Raw genomic sequence first — 24,707 nt, 5'->3', positions numbered from 1 at the left:
CGCTTTATGATGTAGGTATTCCGCCCCCCGCGGAGCAACTGGGTGAACCGTCGCGTTTATTTAGGGAGCCCACACAGTCGTACGTAGTACAGGTATCCTTCGTTGTTAAGGACGCTGGAACGGTCGATGAGGGCACCCACCTGTTTTAGGTGGGTTCATTTTCGTAACGTGGGGGGTGGTTTTCTTTTGCCGATTTTGCCAAAAAATGCCATCGCAGATCCCGTATGACACCCAACGACACTCGGCAGAACCCCCGCCACCATCCCAATATCTGGTAAGCGCGTGATTATCGATTGGCGCGATTCCCCGCACCCCCTTTGGTCGAGTATCATGGGTCAGCTATACCCTTTGCGGCATGGCATCCTTTGACCTTTTCCTTCGACGCTTGGCGGTTTTTGATACATGGCTTCATCCACGAGCTACATACCGTTCCTTTGCGTGGCAGCCGCGGCATATATCACGACCTTCCTCACGGTGCCCCTGGTTAAACGTCTGGCAATCAAGCTCGACGCCGTTGACTATCCTTCAAAACGCCGTATCAACACCAAGCCCATCCCGCGCTTGGGAGGTACGGCGGTCTTTTTGGGCCTGGTCGTTGCCTGCATCGTTCAGATTATGGGCACCTGGCATCTGGGTTGGCCGCCCGTCTTGGTCCCGCATCCGCGCCTGCACATTAGCTACCCCATGCTAGCGCTTTCTTTTACCGTCATTTTTGCGACCGGCGCGATCGACGACGTCTTCCAGCTTAAGCCCAAGCAAAAGCTCGCCGGCCAGGTCCTCGCCGCGCTCATCGCCTGCGTGGGTGGCCTAAAAATCGGCGTCATCCTCAACCCGCTTGCCCCCGGCGAAATCATGCTCGGCTGGCTTGCCTACCCCATCACCGTGGTCTACCTGGTGGCGTTCACCAATATCATCAACCTCATCGACGGCCTTGACGGCCTGGCCACAGGCATCTGCGGCATCGCATCGTTCACGATGTTCTCGATGGCCGTTCTCTCGGGCCGCATCGATGCCGCCGCGCTCTCCATCGCGTTGTTTGGCGCCTGCCTGGCCTTCTTGCGCTATAACTTCAACCCCGCGAGCATCTTTCTGGGCGACTCGGGGTCGCTGCTGCTGGGCTTTGCGCTTGGTTCCATTTCGCTGCTTAATGTGAGCCGCACCGCCGCGCTCACCTCGCTTATCATTCCGCTCATCGTTGCCGGTGTGCCCATCATCGACACGTTTAGCGCCATCGTGCGCCGCAAGCGCGCCCACATTAGCATTGGGCAGGCCGACAAAGGCCACATCCACCACCGCCTCATTCAAGAGGGCTATAACCAAAAGCAGGCTGTGCTGCTTATCTATGCCTGGTGTGTCCTGCTTTCGGCCGGTGCGGCCGCCATCAACCAGGTCGAAGTCCCCATGCGCGTGCTCATCTTTACCGTCCTTGGCATTGGCTCGGCAGCCTTCGCCAAGCACCTGCACCTGTTTGAGCCCGTGCTACGCCACCATTACAACAAGCGCACGCACGAAGACGAGCTGATAACCCCCGACGACCCCGCCTTTAAGCAGGAGGAGCAAGCGGCCGAGGAGCGTAAGGGAGAGCGCCACCACAGGCATTAAGGTTTGCTGCAGAAGATTGTTCTGCTTACCGTCGGCCGCTCGTGACCGCGCCTCGACCGCCACGCATGTCTCGCCTTACCACCCCCTTGCCCACTTTCGCCCGCCCCTCTCGATAAACGCGTTATCATCTTGACCCATGAACATACGTTAGGAGCAATCATGCCAAACGAGAACAGCTACGAAGTCGCGCTGCAAAAGAGCAACGCCATTCGCGAGGGCCTGGCCAAGACGCCCGAGAAGTTCACCATGCTTTCCGGCGACCGCCCCACCGGCCGTCTGCACCTAGGCCACTACTTTGGCACCCTCAAGGGCCGCGTGGAGTTGCAGAATATGGGCGCCAAGACCAACGTGCTCATTGCCGACTACCAGGTCATCACCGACCGCGACACCACCGAGCACATCCAGGACAACGTGTATAACATGGTCATGGACTACCTTGCCTGCGGTATCGACCCCGACAAGACCATGATCTACACGCACTCCGCCGTGCCCGCCGCCAACCAGCTCATGCTGCCGTTCCTGTCGCTGGTCTCCGAGGCCGAGCTGGCGCGCAACCCCACCGTCAAGGCCGAGATGGAGGCCTCGGGCCACGAGCTCACCGGCCTTCTGCTCACCTATCCGGTGCACCAGGCCTGCGACATCCTGTTCTGCAAGGGTAACGTTGTGCCCGTCGGTCGCGACCAGCTGCCGCACATCGAGCTCACCCGTACCATCGCCCGCCGCTTTAACAACCGCTACGGCAAGGTGTTCCCCGAGGTCGACGCGCTGCTGTCCGAGACCCCACTGCTGCCCGGCCTGGACGGCCGCAAGATGAGCAAGAGCTACGGCAACGCCATCAATATCTCGATGACCGCCGAGGAGACGGCCAAGCGCATCAAGAAGAGCCAGACCGACTCCGAGCGCATGATTACGTTTGATCCCGAGAACCGCCCCGGCGTGTCCGGCCTGCTTTCGACCGCCGCCATCTGCACTGGCCGTTCCGAAGTCGAGATTGCCGAGGAGATTGGCATGGGTGGCTCTGGCCAACTCAAGAAGTACGTGACCGAGGCCGTCAACGGGTACTTCGCACCGATCCGCGAGCGTCGCCAGCGCTACGAGAACGACCTGGACTATGTGAAGGACGTCCTGCACGAGGGCAACCGTCGCGCCAACGAGATTGCCGAGCAGACGCTGGCAGAGGTTCGGGACGCCATGGGCATGGTGTACTAGTCGAGAGCAATAAACAACACTCAAACTAAACCGCCGCGATTGGCACAATCCTCGTTGCGGCGGTTTTGTTTTCTTCAGAGGTCGGTCGCCGAGATATTCAGCCGCTTGGCAGAACCCCTAAGTCGCAAGCACCTTGAGGCTATATCCTGTTAAGCAATGACACCCTATTGTTTAACATGCGGCAGCTTTTACGGCAGACCCGACCGACCGGAAGGAGTCCCATGAGCTCAGTTGCGTTTTGTACCTGCAACGACCGGAAATGCCCATTTAACCCTGTCAACCACGAGAAGGGCTGCACACCGTGTATCGCTAAGAATCTGCACGAGCACGAGATTCCAACGTGCCTGTTCAACGCGATTTCTCCCGATCGGCTTGAGGCCGATAAAGACGAGTGGTCGTGGCAAGCGTTCGCGCGGCATGTAGAAGCATATCTGGGAAGCGACAGCCCAAGAATCCCCGCAGGCGAAGAAGCGCCGCGGGGATTTACCAAGATCGGTTGCTGTAAGCGGGACTAACAATCAAAGTTAGTGCCCCCCTAAAACCAAACGTCAGTACCTAAACCTGCCAATTAGGGACAGGTTTATTTTGGCAGGTTTTATCTGGGGAAACATCAATGGAGCCAGCGTTCCACCACAAAGAGGACAGGCACCTTTGTGGTGGTTTTGGCCACGGCAGAGCCGCTAGAGCCCTGCTGGCCAACGACAGGCGGCCAAGTCGACGTGCATGGGGTCGACAAACGTCACGCCCTCCCCCAACAGAAGTTCGCGCTGAGCATCGGGGCCGCCAAACGCAAAGCCCTCACAGATACGGCCGTCGGCAAACACCACGCGGTGACAGGGAATCTCGCCGGGGCGCGGATTGCTATGCAGGGCATACCCCACGTACCGCGCACTTCGTGGACGACCGGCGAGCAGCGCCACCTGGCCGTACGTGGCAACCATCCCCTCAGGGATCTGCTCGACAACCTCGTACACCCGCTCAAAAAAGCCCTCAGACGCCATCGATGCTCCTTTCCGACCGCAACAGCATAAATCAAATGATCCCTCGGGGACGGCAGGGTTGCGGATCATTTGCGGCCTCCGTGCGACCGATGGTCCGCAACCCCGTCATCGCCGAGGGATCACATGGCATGGCAGGTAGCGTTTGCCCAGATAAAACCTGCCAAAATAAACCTGTCCCTTTTTGGCAGGTCGGTTAGTTGGCAGGCTGGAAGAAGGCTACGGCTACGGCACCGGGGCCTACATGGGTGCCGATGGTGGCGCCGATGGTGTGAACAGGCAGCTCGCCCTCGGTGTGGCCAGCCCACAGCGCGGCGCTGTCCTCGATATACTTCTTGAGCACCGCATCCGAAAGGCCCGTATAGCCCAGCGCCAGCGGCATGGAAAAGTCGACGCCGCCCGCCTTTTCGACCTTTTGGTTCAGCAGGTTGCGACCGTTCTTGGAACCGCGCGCCTTGCCCAGCTGCACGATCAGACCGTCCTCGGCAGCCACCACGGGCTTTACGTTGAGCAGCGTGCCCACGGCGCCGGCCGCAGCAGACAGGCGACCGCCGCGCACCAGGTACTCCAGCGTCTCGAGCAGGCCGATAACCACCACGCGGTCGCGCACGGCCTCAACCGCCGCCGCGATCTGGGCAGCGCCACGGCCCTCGTCCACCAAGCGCAGGGCATACTCGACCAGCACGCGCTCGCCCAGGGTGACGTTGTTGCTGTCCACCACGAACACATCGCCGCCCGGTGCCTCGGCAAGAGCGGTACGGGCACTCTGATTGGTGCCGGAAAGCTTAGCGCCCACGGTAATAATCACGGCCTCATCGCCGGCTTCACGAACCTCGGCGATAGCCTGCGAAAACGCGTACGGGTTGACCTGACCGGTCTTGGGCAGCTCATCGCGCTCCACGAGCATCTCGTAAAAGCGCTGGTGATCGATGTCGACGCCATCCATGTACACATCGGTACCAAAGGTGACGGACAGCGGCAGAACAGCCAGTGCCGGGTGCTCCGCCGGCGACATATCGCTTGCGGAATCGGTAATAATGCGGACGGACATAGCGAATCCTTTCTTGCGCAGGTCCCGCGCAGGGAATTTTGACAGCAATGTCCCGGCACGGTATACGCGCTCAAACGGGACGATGCAGTTGTTAATGGGAAGCAAATGCCTAGGCGGCCCTACAGCTCGCGCAGGGTGTCGAGAATCGTACGCAGCGACGCGTACATCTGCTCGCGCTGCTCCACGCCCATGGCCTTGCCGGTGGCGTCGAGCACCTCGCGAATAATGCGATCGGCCTCATTCATGCTCTCGCCGCCCAACGTGGTCAGGCGAACCGGGGCGCGATACTTAACGGCGGCATCGCCCGAATCGTCGACCTCGACGTAGCCGCCCTCTTCCAGATGCGCCAGCGTGCGCGAGACGGCAGCGCGGGTCACGCCTGCCATGCGGGCGAGGTCGGCACCAGTCAGGCCGTCCTTGCTGCGCTCAAGATAGTACAGGCACATGATATCGGAACCCTTAAGGCCCAGCCTTGCGCCCTCAGATGCCTTAATGCGCTGGATCTCCTTGTAGAGTCCGCTGATCAGTCCGACAAAATCCTCAAAACGCGTCTCGTCGTTCTGCTGCATGGGAGACGACCGCCTTTCGCTTGCATGATGCTAACGGGTAAACATCTTAGCCGCATGCCCGAACCCCCGTACCTAAATATCGCAATTGTTAACCCATCAACATAAAAACCACCACAAAGGGGATAGCACCTTTGTGGTGGTTTGGGGCATCAAAAGGTTCTAGGCGCCGCTACAGCTCCACGCAGGGATTATCGCGGGTCACAAGCGTCTTGACGACAACCGTCGCTCCCAGATAGCGCTCGAGCAGCTCGGCTAAGCGATCGATCGCGGCCTGGCAGTCCCCCATTCGCTCGGGCTCTACACACTCAATCGCCAGGAACGCATCGGCAGAATCGTCGGACAGAGCCGTTCGAACGCCGTCGCGCCAGTTCCAGCAGCGGCACACGGCGCCCGCATCATCGATGTAGGCGAGCTCGCCGGGCAGCGTCGGATCATCTGCTTCCTCGCCAAGCGGCAAGAACGCATCGCCACCGTCGGTCACCTTCAAGCGAAGGTCTCCCTCAATCGCGTGCAAATCCTCGCCTCCCACGGGCAGCGCGTAGGTCAGCGACACCGTGTTGTAAATATCCACCGCCGGTGTGATATGACCGACCGGCTTGCCCTTGAGCACGCGCTTGAGCAAGTTCTCGATCGAGCAGCGGGCGCCCTTTTTAGTCTTGAACAGGCGATAGGCCTCGCGCCAAGCCTTGACCGGCGCGTTCTCGCTGATGGTATCGCTTGTCAGGTGGCGCTCCGCATCGATATTGGCGCGATCGAGCAGCGCCGCAATCGCGTCCACGTCCTCTTGAGGAATCGTAGCCGCGGGCTTCATGCCCTCCACGACCACAACACCGATCGCCGCCTGTGGAAATAGCTCCCAAAATGAATCCTCGGCAACAAAGCCCTTCATACGTGCTCCTTTCGCAATTCGCGCCAACGCGAGCGCCTAAACAAAAAGCGCCCCTACAACGGCCACCTTCAAAGTCCTACGGTGCCGTCACAAGAGCGCTTACGCTGCCCCCATCCGGAGAAGGGGACGATATGTCAGGCGCATTGTAACCCGAGTCATCCACACGAGCAAAACCACCACAAAGGCGCCTGCCTCTTTGTGGTGGATATGGACTCGAGGCGACGCTAGTGGCGGAGTCCCAGCAGGCCGCGGCCGCGATGACGGGCCTCGGCGGACACCTGAGCGTGCGGGCCGGCGGCCTTGACGGACTCGGGCAGGTGCGAGTACTTCTTCTCGAAGTTCTCCTCGAACATCACCGCCAGGTTGTGCGCGGCCTCGTCGTAGCGCGCTGTGCTCTGCCAGTACTGGCGCGGCACCAGGATGCCGTCCGGCACACCGTGGCACGTGGTGGGAATGTCGACATTAAAGATATCGTCGTGCAAGAACTCGCTGTCCTCGATGGTACCGTCGAGGGCGCGTGCGACCAGGGCGCGCGTGTAGGCAAGCTCGATGCGATGGCCCACGCCATAACCGCCGCCAATCCAGCCGGTGTTGAGCAGATAGACGCGGGTGCGACCGTCGGCGATACGCTCGCCGAGCATCTTGGCATAGACCATGGGGTCGAGCGGCATAAACGGCTCTCCGAACAGCGAGGAGAACGTGGGCGTGGGCTCGGTGACGCCGACCTCGGTACCGGGGATCTTGGCGGTGAAGCCCGTCACAAAGTGATACATGGCGGCATCGGCCGTCAGGCGCGAGATAGGCGGCAGCACGCCAAAGGCATCGCAGGTCAAAAACAGCACGACGCTCGGGGTGGTGCCCATGCCCTTGGTCCACGCGTTGGGGATATGCTCGACGGGATAGGCAACGCGCGTGTTGTGCGTGATCGAGACGTCATCGTAGTTGGGCTTGCGGTTCTCGTCGAGCACCACGTTTTCGCAGATCGCGCCAAAGCGAACGGCGTTGAAGATCTCGGGCTCGTGAAACTCGTCCAGGCCCTCGCACTTGGCGTAGCAGCCGCCCTCGATGTTGAAGATGCCCATGTCGGACCAACCGTGCTCGTCGTCGCCGATCAGCAGGCGCGTGGGATTGGCCGAAAGCGTGGTCTTGCCGGTGCCGGACAGGCCAAAGAACACGGCGGTCTCGTGCGTGACGGGATCCATGCTGGCCGAGCAATGCATGGGCAGCACATCGTCCTCGACGGGCAGCAGGTAATTCATGACGCTGAAGATGGACTTTTTAATCTCACCGGAGTAGCCGGTGCCGGCAACCAGAATCACGCGCTCCTGGAAGTTGATGACCACGGCGGCGCTGGAGTTGAGACCCTTGATGGCGGGGTCGCACTGGTACCCGGGTGCCGCGAGCACGCAAAAGTCCGGCTCGCCGGTGCGCGCAATTTCGCGAGCGAGCGGACGGGCGAGCATCTGCTTAATGAAGAGCGCCTGGCTCGCGCGCTCGCAGGCAACGAGCAGGCGACGCGTGTGGTTGCGGTCGGCACCCGCCATGCCGCGCGTGACGAACACGTCGCGCTCGTTGAGGTAGTCAACGATGCCGGCCTTGATTGCCTCGTAGCTCTCAATCGAAAGCGGGCGGTTGACGGCGCCCCAGGCGATCTTGTCGTGAACATCGGGGGTGTCAACGATAAAGCGGTCGTTGGGAGAACGGCCGGTGCGCTCCCCCGTCTCGATTACCAGCGCGCCGTTGGATGCCATGCGGCCCTCTTCACGGCGGATGGCGTGCTCGACGAGCTCCGCAGCAGGTAGATCGACCAGCAGACGCGGCTGATTCTCGGCGGGATCTTCGACCAGCGTAATACCAAAGTTGGACAGAACTTCTGCAGGGGTAACACCAGGCATGGGGCCTCCTTTAAAAGCGCGTCACGCGGGCGCGGCGCGCACTTTACTCACGTAAAGCCCGTTGTACCCGATATGCAAAAACGTTTTTGCGGCAAGGGCGGCAAGCCCGCCCAACGGTCAAAAATCCCAGGCAAGCGGCCTAGTCATTGAGTAGTCATTGGGGACGTTCTTAAACGACGAGTCGTTGGGGACACTCTTGAACAGGCAACATTCAAGGAGTGTCCCCGGATGCCGGCACAAAAGGAACGTCCCTAAGTGCCAACTATAGCGGCAAGCCTTGGCCGAGCATGGCGATGGCGCTCATAAGGATCAGCATGCCGGCGGCGTAGGGCAGGACCGCGCCCAGGAGCTCGGCATCCTTGCCGCGCACGTGCACGGCGGCCAGGCCGATGGCGAGCGTCTGCGGCGAGATCATCTTGCCGGCGGCGACGCCAAGCGCGTTCAGCGCGACCATCCAGTAGTCGCTCACGCCCAGCGCGGTGGCAGCCTGGCTCTGGATGGGACCAAACAGCATGCCAGAAGACGTGCCCGAACCGGTCACGAACGCACCGACCGCGCCGATCCACGGAGCCAGAATCGGGTACAGGCCACCGGCGACCGCAATGCAAAACGCGCTGATCGAAGAGATCATGCCCGCATAGCCCATAACCTTGGCACAGCCCAGAACCGAAAGCATGGTAATGACCGTCGGCATCATCTGCTTGACGATCGCGGCCAGCACCTTGCCCATCATGCGCGGCGAAGCACCCTGAATGGCGCCGCCGACAAACGCCGCCAGGAAAATCCAGACGCCCGGCGTGTTGATCCACGAAAACGTGAGCGTGCCGGGGTTCTCGCCGCAATACACCTGCACCTGGCTCGCAAACGGTGCGAGCGCAGCATGCACGGCAGGCACCAGGTTAGACGTTCCCAACAGCAGCACAAAGATCAGGATGAAGCACGACCAAGCCGAAAGCGCCGACTTAGCGGTGAGCTGCTCGCCGGCCTCGATATTCATGTGGAAACGTGCGCCCAGATGCCCCGACTTCTCGGCACGCATGGCAAGCGCAGCTGTCAGCGCGAGCGAAACGATGGAACCGACGACGACGGCAAGCTCGGGACCCACAAACATAGCAACGACAAGAGCCGCACCGGCAAAGGACACGCCAGAGAGCACGGCGATGCCCGCCACGCCGTTCAGGCGCTCGGCAACGCCCGCAACATTACCCTGGTCATCGGCGACACGACCCGCAACCAGCACGATAAACAGCGGCATCACCACAAAGAAAGGCGCCAACTGCACCATCTGAACGGTCGCCAAATGCAGCGGGTCCAGGCCCACCAGACCGGCAACGGACACCGTGGGAATGCCAATGGAGCCGTAGGGCGTGGGCACGCCGTTGGCCAGCAGACAGATGAGCACGGCGGGCACGGCCTCAAAGCCCAGGCCCGCGAGCATGCCGGCGGGAATGGCAACGGCGGTGCCAAAACCGGCCATGCCCTCCATAAAGCCACCAAAGCACCAGGCCACAAGCAGCGCCAGCAGACGGCGATCGCTGCTGATGGAGGTGATCATGCTGCCGATCACGTCCATGGCGCCCGTGCGAACGCACAGGTTATACGTGAACACCGCGGCGATGATTACCAAAACGATGGGCCACAGGGCCATCAAAAAGCCTTCGAGCGAGGCGGTCGCGATCTGCGCTGCCGGCAGGTGCCACCATGCGAAGGCAAGCACGCACGAAAGGACAAACGATCCGATGGCGGCTTTCCAAGCTGGCCATTTAAAGCACAGCAGCATCACGACAAGCCAAATGATCGGCACAAGAGCCAGCAAGAATGCGGCGACGTCCATAGGTAGAAGCTCCTTGGTGCCGCGCGGGCGGCATCGTGGTATCACATAACTTCAACAGGATACCGCACGCTCACCGACAATTTACTGCCGCCCCCCGAAAATATTGAACAATCCGTTCAAAAACATGAGTGACACCGTCGCGTCTATACTAGAACGCAGCAATAGAAAGGACCCGCCTTGAGCATCTCGCCCCTCGATAGCATCCGCCGCGCCATCGCCCGCCGCAACGGCATCGCCAACCCCGCTGTATCGGGCGGGGCGCACGGACAGGGCGGACGCATCGAGAACGGCCTGTTCCCCGCATCGCACACCGCCGAGGAGCTCGCGCGTATCCAGGAGCTGAGTCAGCGCAACGCCGGCGGGCCAAATAGCGGCCAGGCCACGCGTCGTCGGCGCGAGCGCGATCGCGAGCCCGGTCCTGTCCGCCGCATGGTCAATGCCTGGTGGAACCGCCTGCTCGGCGCCGTCTACGGCGGCGGTTTCTCCATGCAGGAAGCCGAATACGAGGAGCACGCCACCCGTCGCGACTACCTTTGGAATACCCTCGGCACCGCCGTGTGGGGCATGGCGTTTCCGCTGCTCACTATCGTGTCCACGCAACTCGTGGGCGCCGAAGAAGCCGGCAAGTTCTCCATCGCCTTTGTCACCGGCACGCTCATCATGATCGCGTGCAACTACGGCGTGCGCAATTTTCAGGTCTCGGACATCGACGAGAAGACGTCCTTTGCCTCCTACCAGCTCAACCGCTGGCTTTGCGGAGCTCTCGCCCTAGGCTGCGGCCTCATGTACAGCAGCGCCCGCGGCTATGACGCGCAGATGGCGACGATCGGCCTGGGCGTCTACCTCTATAAGGTGATCGACGGCATCGCCGACGTGTACGAGGGCCGCCTGCAGCAGGCCGACAAGCTCTATTTGGCCGGCATGAGCCAAACGCTGCGTTCCGCCGGCGTCATCGCGGTCTTTAGCGTGGCGCTGTTCCTTACGCGCAGCATGCCCATCGCGGCCATGGCCATGGGTGTTACAGCGATCGCCTCGCTTGTGCTGGTCACCGCCCCGCTCGCCCTCCTCGAAACCGAAAAATCGCGTCGCATGAGCATACGCGAAGTCGGCCGCCTTTTTGCGCAGTGTGCCCCGCTCTTTGGCGCGCTCTTTTTGTTCAACCTTATCGAGAGCATGCCCAAATTTGTGATGGAAGGCACGCTGGCCTACAAATATCAGCTGTATTTTAATGCCTTGTTCTTTCCGGCGCAGGCCATTTTGCTGAGCGTTGGTTTTATCTATAAACCGCAGCTCTTGCGTTTGTCGAGCATTTGGGCTAACCCGCGTCAGCGTCGCCGCTTTGACTTAATTATTGTCGCCGTCATGGCGCTGATCTTGGGTTTCACTGGCGCATGCGCCGCGTTTATGGCAGGCCCCGGCATTCCCCTTATGAGCTTTATGTACGGCCTCAACTTTGAGCGCTACCGCACATTGGCGCTGCTGATGGTCGTCGCCGGCGGCATCACCGCAGCCATCGATTTTATCTACGCCATTATCACAGTGCTGCGCCACGCCGGCGATGTCACCAAGATCTACCTCATTTGCTTTGCCGTGAGCGTGGTGGTGCCGATGATCCTCATCAACCTACTGGGGCTGATGGGTGCCGTCGTGAGCTACCTGGCTATCATGGCCCTACTGCTGGTGCTATTGATTGTCGAGTACGCTCACATTCGCCAGCGCATAGAACGAGCCCGCAACCCGTACGGTGTCTAATTAGATGCCTCGGCCACCGGAATTTGCGATGGAATCACCCCGGCTGGGGTCTCGTCGCGGACAATATGCATCACGCAAAACTAAGTGAGTAGACTTTTACCGAATCCCCGACCACACCGACAAAGCACAAGTCTGTGACCTGCGGTTTTATTGAGGCAAACATGTTGGGTGCTCGGCATTTCCAAAAAAGTCTACTCACTTAGCCAGCGGGCAGCCAAATGATTATGTAATCCCCGCCCCAGAAAAATCATTTGATGGGCAGAAGGGCAAAAGTAGTCAAAAAAGCCCCGTCCCAAATTAGCTACCCTTTGCACCGATTACTCGCCAGGGAGAATATTTGCATAGAACTCCGCCCCGTCGTCCAGGCGCAGGATCCCGACGCGGCCGAACTCGGAGCCAGTGGCGGCGGCGCAGTCGATGTCGATACGGTCGGGAACACCGGCGGTATCCTCGCCGCCCAAGCGCACCATCTGTCCGCGGCCCGACTCCTCATCGAGCCCCGCCAGGCCGCCTACCTCGCAATAACGCCCCAGCGATACCGTGGGCGTGTGGCCGCTCACCACGACCGGACCCTTGCCCTCGGCAGATAGCAGCCCCGTCGGGGCATCCCAATAGCCATGGCGAATCCACAGCAAGTCATCGGACGACTGCACGGCGAGCATTTGCTGCAGCAACTCGCTATCGGCATCGACCGCTCCCCTGCCGTCGGCACAATCGACACCATGCTCAAGCAAAAACGCACGCGCCGCCTCGGTCTGAATACCGGCGTGCACCAGCAGATACGGACGCTCGGCAGTCTCTGCCACCGCATAGAGTGGCAGGGCGGCAGCCCAGCGCACCAGCTCCTCGTATGCCTCAAACTCCATATCGTTGAGCTGCTGGCGCGTGGTCCATCCGCCGTTGATGTCCCAGGTCTCGGCATCGAGCGGGTCCTGGCCGATAATCGCGTCGAGCATAATCTGCTCGTGGTTACCCTTAAGCACGCGAGCGTTGGGCAGCGAGCGCACCAAGTTGATGACGCCGACCGGATCGGGACCGCGATCGATCATGTCGCCCAGCACATACAGCGTGTCGTCGGACGTTAGCGAGATCTTGGAAAGGGCCTCGTCCAGCGCGCGCACGTGCCCGTGAGCATCGGATGTCACATAGATCGCCATGGAACGCCTTTCCCTGCATTACGGCCGAAGCCCGGAGCCACAACTAAAACTTCAAGTTGAACTTAAACGTTACCCATTGTACTCCGTTGCAATAAAGCTGAAAAGTAGATACGAGTCGCCGCCAATGGTCTAGAAAAACGGCGCCGCCTGTGACGATATCGCGAACGCCCTCCGTTCAACCCATAAACCCACCACCTTTGGGTACAAATAACCGCAGATAACTGACCGTGCCACGCCAACCACCCAGGAGCGGACACTATCCATGAACCAGATACTTCTCTTTATAGGCCTCGTCATCATTTTGTGCCTGACCATCAAACCCGTCGGCAAAAAGCTCCCCTTCCCCACCCTGCTCATCTTTATCGCGCTGGGCATGCTGCTGGGCGTCAACGGTCCGGCGCACATTGACTTTAGCGACTATGCGCTCACCGAAACCGTCTGCAGCACGGCGCTGCTGTTCATCATGTTCTACGGCGGCTTTAACACCAATATCGACCGCGCCAAACCTGTCGCCGTGCCCGCGGTGCTGCTGAGCACGCTCGGCGTCGTCGTCACCGCCGGCATCACCGGCGCCTTTGCGCACTTCGCACTGGGCTTCGACTGGATCGGCGGCCTGCTGCTGGGCTCGGTCGTGGCGTCGACCGATGCGGCGAGTGTCTTTAGCGTGCTGCGCGAGCACAACCTGTCGCTAAAGGGCGGCACCGACTCGCTGCTCGAGGTCGAATCGGGCTCCAACGACCCCGTCGCTTACATGCTCACCGCCGTGCTTGCAACCCTTGCGGCCGGCGGCGACATTAACATCCCTGTGCTGCTGGCCAAGCAGATCATCCTGGGCGTGGGCGTGGGCCTTGTCATTGGCTGGACATCCAGCCGCCTGATTGAGTGCGCGCACGCAACGGCCGAGGGCGCGCAGACCATCTTTTTGTTCGCCGTGGCCATCGTCGCCTACGCGCTGCCGAGCTATCTGGGCGGCAACGGCTTTTTAGCCGTGTACCTTGCCGGCATCGTGCTGGGCGCCAGCGACATCACCGGCAAGGTCGAGATGGCGCACTTCTTTGACACCCTTACCGAGATGGCAGAGATGACGATCTTCTTCTTGCTCGGCCTGCTCGTGACGCCCGCGCGCCTGCCGCAAGTGCTGCTACCCGGCCTGGCGCTCATGGCGTTTATGCTCTTTGCGAGCCGCCCCATCGCCGTCGGTCTGCTGTTGGCGCCCTATAAGACAAACCCCCGCCAGGTGGCGCTCGTAAGCTGGGCGGGCCTGCGTGGCGCGGCTTCGGTCGTGTTTAGCCTCTTTGCCGTGGTGGCCGGCATTCCCGGTGGGCACGACCTGTTTGACCTGGTGTTTGTAATTGCCGTGTCGAGCATTGTGGTGCAGGGCTCGCTGCTGCCGGCGGTGGCGAAAAAGCTCGACATGATCGATGCGGCCGGCGACGTGCGCCGTACGTTTAACGACTACCGCGACGAGGACGGCATGTCGTTTGTTAAGCTCAAGGTTGGCGCGGGGCATCCGTTTGCCGGGCGCTCGCTTGCCGATATTGGCAACGCTACGAACATGCTCGTCGTCCTGGTGCTGCGCGATGGCGCGCATCCGGTGCTGCCCAACGGCGACACCGTAATTGAAGAAGGGGACCTTCTGGTTATGGCCGCGCCGACGTTTGAAGAGCGTGCCGAGGTTACGCTGCGCGAGGTCACCGTGACACCCCACGGCCGCCTGGCAGGACTGCGCCTGCGCGACGTGCCGCAAGGCAAGCACCCGTTTATCGTCGTGATGCTCAAGCGCGACGGCCAAACCATCATCCCCGACGGCAACACCCTCATATACGCCGGCGACGAAGCCGTCATCGCCACGCTGGCATCGTAGCGGCCAGGGGTAGCCGTCCCGAATTGGCTACATTTGAACATCAATCGCCCCGGCTGGGGTCTCGTTGCGGACAATTAGCGCCTCTCAAAACTAAGTGAGTAGACTTTTGCCGAATCGCCGACCACGTCACCAAAGCACAAGTCTGTGACCTGCGGGTTTATTGAAGCAAATTAGTCGTGTGCTCAGGATTACCAATAAAGCCTACTCACTTAGCCAGCGTGCAGTCAAAATAGAACGGTCGCGAGCTCATTAGACTCCATTGGGACGGCTTATCATGCATTTTCGCGCAGCTGCGGGGTGCAGACTACCGTCCCAAATTAGCTATCCTTGTCACATTCCTAGTCATCGTCGACGGCAAGATCTCGGAGGTCGAAGCCTTCGCGTTCGGCTCGGGCTAGGAGCTCTTGGGGCGACTCGTCCTCGATATCCACTACGTCGAGCATGGCAGCCGGAAAGCCCACGCCTGCTGCACTCCCCGCGCGATCGAGCAGACTCTCGCGCAGCTGGTCTACGTCCACATCGATCTTCATGGTGTAACCTCCTACCGGGCAATCGCGACCAAACAAACCTCACATCCCAAATGATGTGCAATAAACCCCAGATACGGCCATAATAAAACAATGAACATCAGGGAGGTTGAGGACGATGGATAAGCTCGATGCCATGACGGAACAAGTCAGGGACTTTTGTGATGCACGCGACTGGCGCAAATATCACACGCCAAAAGAGCTTGCCATCGGCATGGCGACTGAGTCCTCCGAGCTCCTTCAGCTCTTTCGTTTTATGAGCGACGAGCGCATTGCAGAAATGTTCGAAGACGCCGAGCAACGTCAAGCCATCGAAGACGAAATTGCCGACACGCTCCTTTTCCTCCTGCGTTTCGCTGATTTAAATGAAATCGACCTGCCAGCGGCGCTTTCGTCCAAACTCAAGCGCAATGGCGAACGCTACCCCATCAACGCATCATCTGTCGAATACAGAAAGGCGGGCCACCGTGAGTAATGAGTTCGCCCTTCGGCAATACACGCTTCCCCTGCCCCAACCCTTTGAGACAAGCGAATCGCTTCAGGACTTTGGCACGCCAAAGCCTGGAGCCCATCATGACGAGAGTTGGCCCGTCCTTTACATTCTTACCAACAGCAGAAACAAGACGGCATACATCGGTCAAACAACCAACTACCAGCGCCGTATGAAACAACACGCTGCAAACGTGGACAAGGACTTCGACCGGACCCTTCTGATCGACAATCCCACCTTCAACCAATCCGCAACGTTCGAGTTCGAGAATCGACTTATTGAGCTGTTCTGTGCTGACGAAAAATACCAGGTCACCAATGCCAACAACGGCTATGCCCAATTCGATTATTTTGAGCGGCCTCAATATCGCCAGAAGTTCCGAGACCTCTGGACAAAGCTTCGCGAAGAAAACTACGCGATTCATCCGATTGAAGAGCTCGAGAACTCCGATCTGTTCAAGTTCTCACCTTTCAAGACGCTTACGCCCGACCAATACGAAACAATCGAGACGATTTTTAAACGTCTCGAACAGGAGCATGAAGACGCAAAACATGGCGGCTCAAAAAGAGAACGTATAACCGTCGTGAATGGCGCACCGGGAACAGGTAAAACAATCCTCGCCATCAGTCTCATGTTCAAAATCAAAAATGAGCCCAACCTTTCCGGCCTGCGAGTCGGTTTTGTCACCCCCATGGATTCCCTGAAGAAGACCCTCAGGAAACTCACCCACTTCCTTCCAGGGTTAAAGCCTGGCGATATCTTGAGCCCCAGCGATGTTACCAAAAACGATCGGTATGACATCCTGCTTGTCGACGAAGCACATCGACTAGGTAATTATCTAAGCATGGGCTCCGGCATCAAGGCCTTCTATAACACCTGCGATCGTCTCGGCCTCCCACATACGAGCAACCAAGTTGACTGGATATTCAAATGCTGCGACAAGGCGTACCTGTTCTACGACCCCAAACAGCAAGTCAGGGCATCCGGACTCAATCGAGACGGCCTTGAGCAGCGACTCAATCAGCTCGAAGAAGCGGGCATTGAAACTGAAGAGTTCAGCCTAAGCACACAAATGCGCGTACGCGGTGGTGACGAATACCTCGATTTTGTCTATGACTTACTCAACAACAAGGCGTATATGCATACCGGCATGAAGTTCAACGAACTCTTTTCGTCGGAGCCCTACGATTCGCGAGCCGGGGATCCGGACAGCGATATCCCCAGATACCAGTTTGGAATCGTCAACCAATTTGAGGATTTCTGTTCCCTGCAGCAAGCCAAGGAAGAAGAAGTTGGTCTATCCCGCATGACAGCAGGCTTTGCGTGGAAGTGGGAGACGAAGAAACACAAAGACGCGTTCGACATCGTCATTGAGGGCATCCCCAAACGTTGGAACTCGAGTCAAAAGGATTGGGTTAACTCCCCCAATGCCGTCAACGAGGTTGGATGCATCCACACGGTGCAGGGCTACGACCTCAATTACGGATTCGTCATTCTGGGGCCAGACATTTACTACGACACCGATAAAGGAGCCGTCTGCGTTAACAAAGCGAACTTCAAAGATGCTGTCGCAAAGAAAAAGGCGAGCGAAGATGAGCTACGGAAGATTATCGTCAACGCCTACTATGTCCTCATGACGCGTGGCATGCTGGGAACGTATCTCTATGTGTGCGACCCCGCACTCAAGGAGTATTTGTCGCGGTATATCCCGGTGATATAGGCTGGCGCCCACACATGACATGAATAGCAACGAAAGCAGCAGCGAAGCTCCTAGGAAACAATCTCGGATTCACAAAGGGCGGTGGGGCGCGGCGGCGCCCTATCCAACCAATACTGCTCCCAGAACATTTGCGAGCTTCTTGGCGGGGCGCCTATTCGCTTTTTCACCCATCGCCACGAGCGCATGGTTGCAGTCATCCCCATTCATGTCGCAAACAATTCTAAGCTCATGCCGTGCCCTCGAAGCAGCCGTATAAAACAGAGTTCCAGGCTCAGGCATGTAGCTCATGGACGGCTGTTCCCATAAGGCTTGATCAACATCAATCATAATTACCGCAGCAGCCTCCATCCCCTTGAACTTCCTCACCGTATGGACGGGAACCTTCTGACCTTTCCATCTCTTTAAGCTCAGATCGCCAGTGAAACAACTCGACAGCTTAGAGTTTTCCAGTGTCTTGCATGTGATAACCACAATGTCATTAATACCAGCGTTCTTGAGTAGATCAATGTGCTTATCCACAAATGCCTCTTGCGCGGCGGCGTCACAATCAATCATAAGCAATGGAGGTTTTCCGAGCCTAGCCATAACCTGCATTCTAAAACCATGCGCCTCACCAAGAGCACTCAAGGAAGACCTCTCGATAGCCTCCGTATTCCGGCAGTTTACATAAAGCGTTAGCTTGCAATCGGCATCCATAAGGAAGCTGGGCATAGTTGAGCCTTGGACAAACTGCCTTTTGTCGTAGAAGAGGTACATCGTGCTTTCCGGCCTCGAGTCCACGATAGAACGCAAGGTTTCGAGCACCATCGCATCTTCAATGGGTTTGAGGCCAAAGTCTTGGCCTTCGTCTATTACGATGTGCTGATAGGGAAACGAGTCAGGGTGCTCCATGAGTTCTTCGGTCAGGCTGGCGTAGTTTGGCTCGAGAGAATTGCAGACCTTGCAGGCGTAGCCCGGAATTGTATAGACGTCAATTTCCGGGACATCGTCGCACCTTCTAGTAATCTCTTCCTTCAAAAGCGAGTTAAAGCACAAAAAGAGAACCCTGCCCGTACAGGCGGCCTGCCTAGCTCTCTCAATTGCAATGAGAGTTTTGCCAGTTCCTGCCGCCCCGTTAATTACCGCTGTCTTCTGATCCTTTATGAAATTCAACACGCGAGCTTGCGAGTCCAGCAGCCTTGCGAACACGAAGTCGTTATATCGATAGTCCACCGAATTCGTCGGGACGATATCGAACTCCGGCAAGAGCACTTTATGCAAGACCTCTTGAGCCTCGGTCTTGGAGAGTCTCGTCTCCCTTCCCCCGACTTCCATACTCATGATGCGAACTATTTGAGCAGTTGGATCTCCAAGGTCTGTCTTGCACAGAGTAATATCGCGAGAAGCCTCGGGGGAGTAATCAATAAAGCCAAGTTCATGTGCCCCCAGGGACGGAAGCCAAACCGCATGAGCAACCTTGCACCTACCGCAAAGCTCTCCTAACCCTACATCCTCAAAGCGATTAATGAGCTTCCATTTGATGCTATCCGCCTGCCGATAAGGCCCTCCATGCCTCCTCATCGATATGCCGCTACCGTATAGCCACTCGCCGTTTTCGCAGCGAATCTTTCCCGCCTTCGCCTCGATGACAAGGATACCGAGCCTGCGATTAAACACGACGAAATCGGCTTCCCTCTGCTCAATAGCGTTTCCATCCACAACATCCAACATCTTGTATGAATGGATAACCGTAAAATCATCGGGAAGCTTGCTCAGCGCGTAATAAATCTCCCCCTCACGGCTCCGATCGTCGTATTCAGCCGGGCCAAGGCTCGGTATCATTCTTGCAGCCACAGCTACGCCTCTTTATAAATCTCGTCCATCACATCTTTGGCGGAGCACTCGCCAACGACAAACAGGCTCCAACCCGAAATGTTGCGCCAAGCAGGCCCAAATACATCTTTGAAATCGCTCGCCGCTTCTTCATCAAGAAGAATGACCTTGGACTTACGCCAAACAAACGTGGCGTAAGCGCTGTCGCCGCTAGCATTAGATAGATCCACGTCTTTGTCCGGAGTCTCCCAACGCAAATGCGGATCGTAGCTCGCCATCTCACAAACCAGCTCGGCCCATTCATCCGTAGAACCAGATTGGATTGACAGTTTCATCGCTTCGGCCAACGATAGCGCCTTGTTGTTTGCGCCATCATCAGAGGCATATAGCTCAAACCCAGCAACCGAGTCCGAGGCATCCGGCTCGCAATCGAGTTCTTTATCCTCATCGGCATTGCCGGCAGAACAAACGGAAGGCGATACAGCAAGAAGAGTCCCCAAAATTCGCTTTGCAGCGCCTCGAGAAAGATTCGCCTGCACAGCTTGGTTGTAATAATTTGCAATACAACCGTAGCAGCAAGTTTCTTCACCGCATCCGCAATGACCGTCTACGACCTTATATGCCTCTTCAATTAGTTCCGCCACCTCTTTGCTGAGCTGGCGCACATGACCGGCTCCTCCAGGCACGTCATCATAGATGAGTATTGAGAAGCTGCCTGCATCATTTTTGTATGTAGTCCCTCCGAGTTCGGTCTCGGGAACCTCAAGGATTTTAGCCGCAGCGGTAACCAGCGCCCACATCACAGCTTCCCAGTCGCCATCGCAGCAAACCGTCGCCGCATCAAAATCAAATACGAGCTCGAGAACGTCGCTCACAAATGCCGTACCCAGTGCGCTGAACCTATTAATCTTTGGAGCAGCGCCGCTCTTCTCGCACCAGTAGGCATGTTGAATCTTCTCTCCACCAACAGCAGCGCGATTGCAGTAAGAGCAGACTTGGAAGCCCTTAGCAGGGCTATTGAGCACACAAAGTTGCCCGTTCTCGGCATATTTTACTTTCACCGCACCGCCAGGAAAACAAAACTCTCCGGTCGCAGTCTCGTTAGGCCAGTGCTGGCTAAAGTGCACCGATGCATACCCCTTTGGCCTCGGCCTTCTAAGCCCGATGCCTTTTTTGTTTTCTGTGCCGACAAAACCATAGGAAGGTATGAGCATATTCTTTTCGAGAGCAAACTCGGTATGGCAAACGGGGCACTCGCCTTTATCACTGTAGTTTTCAATGGGCCATACAAATGTTTCGCAATTTGGGCACTTTCCATACCTGCGCTTTCGCAACTCTTGCCCTTTCGGCTTTCTGAGTCCGACGGACTTCCAAAGCGTCTTGCCGGCAACGATTTCCGCCCCCGGTGCATATTCCCTAATGGCTTGACGCATACCCCTAGAAAGCTCGAGCCTGTTCTCACCTACAGAATTCTCAATATCAAGAAGATGGAGCTCTACGAGATCAGTCGGAAACCCGTACTTAGGCAATACTCCGTTCTCGGCAAGAATTGCGATAGTTCTCTCCTTCTTGAGTGCATCCCTAGACTTTAAAAGCTTGGATGCGAGAATGTCGTTGACGCCCATATTCAGCTCAATACCATCCTGAACACGCTCAAAATCAGCATGCTTAAGGCTATGTGCCAGGAGAAGCCTGCCACCGCCTCCATTCTCAGCCGAATCGATTGGCCCAACGAGCTTTGCTACCCACCCCCACTCGTTTACGCCAACTTCTTCCGCCACAGGCATGCCTTGCGGAACAACGCGGACGAGCTGTTCATAGACACTCTTTGGCCGCGATGCAAGGAAGCGGCGAAGATCTTCGAGGCCTTCCGGCTCCGATTTAGAAAGATCCATAAAGTCGTTGTATCCATGAGAGTAGTCTTTGCCCAAGCTCCGGCTCGCGTAGCGAAAGAACTCAGACATAGCGACAGCGAAAACATGCCGTATCGCAATGGCATCGTTATTCAGATAACACATTGGCACTCTCGTGTTGCCGCCAATTATCTTGGCTGGGTCCTCAAAGTACGCGACATCATGGGGCCGCAAGCGAGCAAATGTGATGGCATATCCAGGCTTGCCAGCGCGGCGTCCAACGCGTCCAGCACGCTGTGTGTAGTTTGCAGTGCTGGGCGGAACATTTCTCATAAAGATTGCCCTCAAATCACCGACGTCTACACCCAGCTCAAATGTCGTTGTGCAACTCAAAACATTAACGTCGCCCTTAATAAAATCGCTCTGTATTTCCCTGGCCTTTTTAGAAGACAGCTGCGCCGTATGCTCTTCGATTTTGAGAGGAAGCGCCTCATCTTGATATACCGTTTTATAGTAGCGGTCTTTGCCTCTTGCCTCTGCGAAGCTCATTTTCACCATCGTGCCGTTGCATTTCGTTGTCATGCAAACACCATGCGTATCCAGGTGAGTCTCACATCCGCACGCATCACAACGATAGACAATATCATCGTTGGAATGCGGATACATAGTCCAAATATCTCTGCCAAGCCTAAAGTGTTCACGCGAATCAATCAGATATCCTTCGCCCCTAAATAGCTTGCAACTTAGATACTCCCCCATAAACTGGAATAGACTTTGCAGAATCGGGCGAACGTCCTCACGGGTCAGCTCGATACCGTGGACCCTTTTGACGTACTTGCGAATAAAGGCACTGCGCTTATTTTCTGTACCACGTACCGCATCTCCCGCAAACTGAACAATATCCTTTGACGCAGAGCTGTCGCTCTCAAGCACGACAAGGTTGCCGCGCTTCTCATGATTGTTTCTTAGTTCAGGGACCCCTTCAGGAACCTCGATAACGTTTTTCTCTCGGAGCAGTTCAAGACAGGTCCTTGCAAACAAAATGTAGTCTTCGCATGAAAGCCAGGTGGCCCCATCGGCATTAAGTATATCCACTTGCCTTGCGACAAGCTTTTTCGCCCCAGGATGGGAAAACCCCTTGTTAAATTCAGTAGGCTCGATCCTTACAACGCCAAGGCCTTCAAGGCTGTTCCGCGAATCCTCGGCCGCAAGCTCATCGAGAACCCAGGCCGTCGCCTGGCCCCTCTTGTTGGAACCCAAGACCCCCGGATATCGCCTCTTTGCAACACTTGTTATCCAATCAATAACTGAGCTCGGCTTACAGCCTTCACCGTCGCGAGACAGAGCCTCCACCGCTTCTCTTATCAGCTGACGACGTGTGATGTTTCCATAAGTTCTGTCCAATGCGGGCGCGAAGAAAGCCGCGTCCTGGCGCTTGTCCGAGAAGCAAATAACACTTCCGGCCCTGCGTTCTTCATCGAGGTCTGCAAACAAATCATCCTCGTCAGCCTCCTCATCAAAAGGAGGAATATCCCTGACTAAGTCGTAGCAAACGACACTGCCCGCAGCTTCAGGCGAAACGCGCATAGGCTGAATTGCCACAACGGACTGATATCCACAATGGCGACAACGCGCTTCTGCCTCATCTGCTTGTTTTTTCTCGTTTTGGTTGAGCGCAATTGGGATGCGGGCGACAATCTCATGCTCGAAACGATGAGCACCACCCTCGGCTTCATGATACAAAGACCCGCATATCGGGCACAGCCATTGGATCTTCTCATCGGGATCTCTCTCCGATTCGTCAGAGAGAAGACGGTAATAGATCCTCGGAAGAAATTCGTCGTCGGAATCCGTTCCTTCATGTCGAGGACTAAGCCACGCAGTCTTCACCTCGGGATCGGAGCTCTCCTCACCAAGGATGTATGCCTGCCCACAGTGGCGACAGACCGACACCTCATATACAGGAGTATCGTTTACATCGTCATAATGCTCCGCAATCGTTTTGTGGGGAGTCAGCTTACGTGTATGCAGATTTAAATAGATGCCCTCAGGAGCACGCAAGAAGGAATGGTAGCGACTCGTAAGAATGGGGACATCCTTGGAGCGCTGCGCAGAGGAAAGCACCTCAACCATGGCAGTGAGGATTTCCACACCTCTCTTATCTCCCGTGAGCCCTTCGATCTCAAGCTCCTCAATGGTGTCAAGATCAGTGAGGTCGAAAAGACGCTCGCAGCGTCTCACCAGTTTTGCCGCAGACGATTCACCCAGAAGGATCTTTCCTAGTCCCATTAGGGGGGACTCGCCGTCTAGTCTCGCTACAACCTCTTCAGGAGCTCCACCAGATGCGAGTGTGCTGCGAATGTCTTCTACGTTTACGTTTTCAGGATCGGAAAGTTCCCTGCGAAGTTCCGCCCAAGTGTCTAGAGAAAGCGTGCCCCAAGGCTTTTCATCAAGAGCATCTTGGGGCTGATCTTTCTCGCTCGTGATGACATCGAGATCTGCGGGATCACCCGAAAAAGGCTCGCCAAAAAGATCCCGAGCAAATTTAGCCACCTTCGGCATATCTTCTTCCGAGCCGATTGTTGCGGAAGTTGCGTAACAATGAAGCTTGGGCAGCTCCCCCGTTTCCGATTCGATACGAGCCTTTACTCGACGCAGCAAATATGCGATTTCGGTGCCAAGCGCGCCCGAATAAACGTGCGCCTCATCGATGGCGATATGCCGCCAGTTTGCACCAAATGCCCCTTCGAACAGCGGCGCATCCTCCGGACGTAGAAGGAGATACTCAAGCATAGAGTAGTTTGTAAGCAAAATGTTGGGTGGGTTCTCACGTATTTTCTCGCGAGAGATGATTTCATTTGGCAGTCTAGTTTGATCCGGGTTTTCGTCTTTCCACTTACGGAGAGCCACGGACTCTTTCTCCTCAGTGTCGCCGGTATAACGCCCGAAGGTAATATCGGTCCCCTTCAGCAACTGGCGCAATCGTTTAAGCTGATCGTTTGCAAGGGCGTTCATCGGGTAAAGAATCATGGCACGGACGCCAGCGGAGCGCCCACTCTTTTCAAATTCTGAGAGGATGTCATTCAGAATCGGAAGCAAGAAGCACTCAGTTTTACCCGAACCCGTGCCCGTAACGACGGCGTAATTACACCCGGCAACGCTCTTTTCAATAGCCTTAACTTGATGCACATATAAGGGGCGATAGGGGTCAAAATTACGTGCCTCTCCGCCGCCTAAACTCATCATGCCCTTGCAGAGAAGCCCCTCGTCCACCAGGTCGGCCACAGTTTTATCCTTGCGGTACGGAGGCGCCGCCTCAAGAAACGGTCCCTTTGCAAGATATCCCGGCTCGCAGAGAATCGTCTCAAGCTGCTTCTGCAAATCCGCGTCATCAAAGTGAATAGTAGTGGCAATGTATTCACGATAAGAGTCCTCCACTTTGCGCGCAGTCTCAATGGGGTTGAATTCTTTTACATCCGTCATTA

The 24,707-nt window shown here is 57.1% G+C and carries 17 protein-coding genes; 7 read left to right on the top strand and 10 right to left on the bottom strand.

The window, feature by feature from the left end; genetic code table 11:
• Nucleotides 1-402: 402 nt before the first annotated feature.
• From ACTQXM_RS05150 to ACTQXM_RS05140, 3 genes are all read left to right on the top strand, one after another.
• Nucleotides 403-1,602, top strand: a complete 1,200-nt coding sequence (locus ACTQXM_RS05150) for an MraY family glycosyltransferase (protein WP_427727958.1) — start codon at nucleotides 403-405, stop codon at nucleotides 1,600-1,602.
• 159 nt (nucleotides 1,603-1,761) lie between these two features.
• Nucleotides 1,762-2,811 carry a tryptophan--tRNA ligase gene (gene trpS / locus ACTQXM_RS05145; RefSeq protein WP_441014802.1) on the top strand — a complete coding sequence of 350 codons (1,050 nt, stop codon included), beginning with the start codon at nucleotides 1,762-1,764 and terminating at the stop codon, nucleotides 2,809-2,811.
• Nucleotides 2,812-2,987: 176 nt separating this feature from the next.
• On the top strand, nucleotides 2,988-3,326 hold the full coding sequence (locus ACTQXM_RS05140) for a DUF6485 family protein (RefSeq protein ID WP_441537183.1): 339 nt from the start codon (nucleotides 2,988-2,990) through the stop codon (nucleotides 3,324-3,326).
• 165 nt (nucleotides 3,327-3,491) lie between these two features.
• On the opposite strand, the gene ACTQXM_RS05135 is transcribed toward ACTQXM_RS05140, so the two are convergent.
• The 6 genes from ACTQXM_RS05135 to ACTQXM_RS05110 form a co-directional block, all read right to left on the bottom strand.
• Nucleotides 3,492-3,812, bottom strand: a complete 321-nt coding sequence (locus ACTQXM_RS05135; protein ID WP_154515649.1) for an MGMT family protein — start codon at nucleotides 3,810-3,812, stop codon at nucleotides 3,492-3,494.
• Nucleotides 3,813-4,005: 193 nt separating this feature from the next.
• Nucleotides 4,006-4,860, bottom strand: coding sequence for a DegV family protein (locus tag ACTQXM_RS05130; RefSeq protein ID WP_427727967.1), 855 nt, complete (start codon nucleotides 4,858-4,860; stop codon nucleotides 4,006-4,008).
• Nucleotides 4,861-4,979: 119 nt separating this feature from the next.
• Nucleotides 4,980-5,429 carry a MarR family winged helix-turn-helix transcriptional regulator gene (locus ACTQXM_RS05125; RefSeq protein WP_154515655.1) on the bottom strand — a complete coding sequence of 150 codons (450 nt, stop codon included), beginning with the start codon at nucleotides 5,427-5,429 and terminating at the stop codon, nucleotides 4,980-4,982.
• A gap of 169 nt (nucleotides 5,430-5,598) precedes the next feature.
• A complete protein-coding gene (locus ACTQXM_RS05120; RefSeq protein WP_441537161.1) occupies nucleotides 5,599-6,318 on the bottom strand; it encodes a B3/B4 domain-containing protein in 720 nt (239 codons plus the stop codon).
• Between the two features lie 224 nt (nucleotides 6,319-6,542).
• Nucleotides 6,543-8,213 (bottom strand): phosphoenolpyruvate carboxykinase (ATP), encoded by a 1,671-nt coding sequence (pckA, locus tag ACTQXM_RS05115; RefSeq protein WP_427719537.1) that lies wholly within the window; start codon nucleotides 8,211-8,213, stop codon nucleotides 6,543-6,545.
• Between the two features lie 262 nt (nucleotides 8,214-8,475).
• A complete protein-coding gene (locus tag ACTQXM_RS05110; protein WP_441537160.1) occupies nucleotides 8,476-10,047 on the bottom strand; it encodes an L-lactate permease in 1,572 nt (523 codons plus the stop codon).
• Nucleotides 10,048-10,224: 177 nt separating this feature from the next.
• Between ACTQXM_RS05110 and ACTQXM_RS05105 the strand changes: the two genes are divergently transcribed.
• Nucleotides 10,225-11,799 carry a lipopolysaccharide biosynthesis protein gene (locus tag ACTQXM_RS05105; protein ID WP_441537159.1) on the top strand — a complete coding sequence of 525 codons (1,575 nt, stop codon included), beginning with the start codon at nucleotides 10,225-10,227 and terminating at the stop codon, nucleotides 11,797-11,799.
• Nucleotides 11,800-12,116: 317 nt separating this feature from the next.
• Here ACTQXM_RS05105 and ACTQXM_RS05100 read toward each other — a convergent pair whose 3' ends face one another.
• Nucleotides 12,117-12,956, bottom strand: a complete 840-nt coding sequence (locus ACTQXM_RS05100) for a metallophosphoesterase (RefSeq protein WP_441537158.1) — start codon at nucleotides 12,954-12,956, stop codon at nucleotides 12,117-12,119.
• 262 nt (nucleotides 12,957-13,218) lie between these two features.
• Between ACTQXM_RS05100 and ACTQXM_RS05095 the strand changes: the two genes are divergently transcribed.
• Complete coding sequence (locus ACTQXM_RS05095) at nucleotides 13,219-14,820, top strand: potassium/proton antiporter (protein WP_441537157.1); 1,602 nt, start codon at nucleotides 13,219-13,221, stop codon at nucleotides 14,818-14,820.
• A 338-nt stretch (nucleotides 14,821-15,158) separates the two neighbouring features.
• On the opposite strand, the gene ACTQXM_RS05090 is transcribed toward ACTQXM_RS05095, so the two are convergent.
• Nucleotides 15,159-15,350 (bottom strand): hypothetical protein, encoded by a 192-nt coding sequence (locus tag ACTQXM_RS05090; RefSeq protein ID WP_441537156.1) that lies wholly within the window; start codon nucleotides 15,348-15,350, stop codon nucleotides 15,159-15,161.
• Between the two features lie 115 nt (nucleotides 15,351-15,465).
• Between ACTQXM_RS05090 and ACTQXM_RS05085 the strand changes: the two genes are divergently transcribed.
• Nucleotides 15,466-15,822 (top strand): nucleotide pyrophosphohydrolase, encoded by a 357-nt coding sequence (locus ACTQXM_RS05085; protein ID WP_441537155.1) that lies wholly within the window; start codon nucleotides 15,466-15,468, stop codon nucleotides 15,820-15,822.
• Nucleotides 15,815-17,557, top strand: coding sequence for a DNA/RNA helicase domain-containing protein (locus ACTQXM_RS05080; protein ID WP_441537154.1), 1,743 nt, complete (start codon nucleotides 15,815-15,817; stop codon nucleotides 17,555-17,557). The genes ACTQXM_RS05085 and ACTQXM_RS05080 overlap by 8 nt, the downstream gene beginning before the upstream one ends.
• A 99-nt stretch (nucleotides 17,558-17,656) precedes the next feature.
• Here the strand turns inward: ACTQXM_RS05080 and ACTQXM_RS05075 are convergent, their stop codons facing one another.
• Both ACTQXM_RS05075 and ACTQXM_RS05070 read right to left on the bottom strand, forming a co-directional pair.
• On the bottom strand, nucleotides 17,657-19,390 hold the full coding sequence (locus ACTQXM_RS05075) for an ATP-binding domain-containing protein (RefSeq protein ID WP_427727988.1): 1,734 nt from the start codon (nucleotides 19,388-19,390) through the stop codon (nucleotides 17,657-17,659).
• Nucleotides 19,391-19,392: 2 nt separating this feature from the next.
• Nucleotides 19,393-24,705: a DEAD/DEAH box helicase gene (locus ACTQXM_RS05070; protein ID WP_441537153.1), complete on the bottom strand. Its 5,313-nt coding sequence runs from the start codon at nucleotides 24,703-24,705 to the stop codon at nucleotides 19,393-19,395.
• Nucleotides 24,706-24,707: the final 2 nt, after the last annotated feature.

Source organism: Collinsella sp. LCP19S3_D3 (assembly GCF_052121455.1).
Taxonomy (GTDB): Bacteria; Actinomycetota; Coriobacteriia; order Coriobacteriales; family Coriobacteriaceae; genus Collinsella.
The sequence above is the reverse complement of the archived record's forward strand: the minus strand, read 5'-3'. Positions and strand labels throughout refer to the sequence as shown.

What these genes read in the sequence shown, in the direction of transcription:
- ACTQXM_RS05150 (WP_427727958.1), top strand. Translation starts at nt 403, where the DNA reads ATGGCTTCATCCACGAGCTACATACCGTTCCTTTGCGTGGCAGCCGCG.
- trpS (WP_441014802.1), top strand. Translation starts at nt 1,762, where the DNA reads ATGCCAAACGAGAACAGCTACGAAGTCGCGCTGCAAAAGAGCAACGCC.
- ACTQXM_RS05140 (WP_441537183.1), top strand. Translation starts at nt 2,988, where the DNA reads ATGCGGCAGCTTTTACGGCAGACCCGACCGACCGGAAGGAGTCCCATG.
- ACTQXM_RS05135 (WP_154515649.1), bottom strand. Translation starts at nt 3,812, where the DNA reads ATGGCGTCTGAGGGCTTTTTTGAGCGGGTGTACGAGGTTGTCGAGCAG.
- ACTQXM_RS05130 (WP_427727967.1), bottom strand. Translation starts at nt 4,860, where the DNA reads ATGTCCGTCCGCATTATTACCGATTCCGCAAGCGATATGTCGCCGGCG.
- ACTQXM_RS05125 (WP_154515655.1), bottom strand. Translation starts at nt 5,429, where the DNA reads ATGCAGCAGAACGACGAGACGCGTTTTGAGGATTTTGTCGGACTGATC.
- ACTQXM_RS05120 (WP_441537161.1), bottom strand. Translation starts at nt 6,318, where the DNA reads ATGAAGGGCTTTGTTGCCGAGGATTCATTTTGGGAGCTATTTCCACAG.
- pckA (WP_427719537.1), bottom strand. Translation starts at nt 8,213, where the DNA reads ATGCCTGGTGTTACCCCTGCAGAAGTTCTGTCCAACTTTGGTATTACG.
- ACTQXM_RS05110 (WP_441537160.1), bottom strand. Translation starts at nt 10,047, where the DNA reads ATGGACGTCGCCGCATTCTTGCTGGCTCTTGTGCCGATCATTTGGCTT.
- ACTQXM_RS05100 (WP_441537158.1), bottom strand. Translation starts at nt 12,956, where the DNA reads ATGGCGATCTATGTGACATCCGATGCTCACGGGCACGTGCGCGCGCTG.
- ACTQXM_RS05095 (WP_441537157.1), top strand. Translation starts at nt 13,219, where the DNA reads ATGAACCAGATACTTCTCTTTATAGGCCTCGTCATCATTTTGTGCCTG.
- ACTQXM_RS05090 (WP_441537156.1), bottom strand. Translation starts at nt 15,350, where the DNA reads ATGAAGATCGATGTGGACGTAGACCAGCTGCGCGAGAGTCTGCTCGAT.
- ACTQXM_RS05085 (WP_441537155.1), top strand. Translation starts at nt 15,466, where the DNA reads ATGGATAAGCTCGATGCCATGACGGAACAAGTCAGGGACTTTTGTGAT.
- ACTQXM_RS05070 (WP_441537153.1), bottom strand. Translation starts at nt 24,705, where the DNA reads ATGACGGATGTAAAAGAATTCAACCCCATTGAGACTGCGCGCAAAGTG.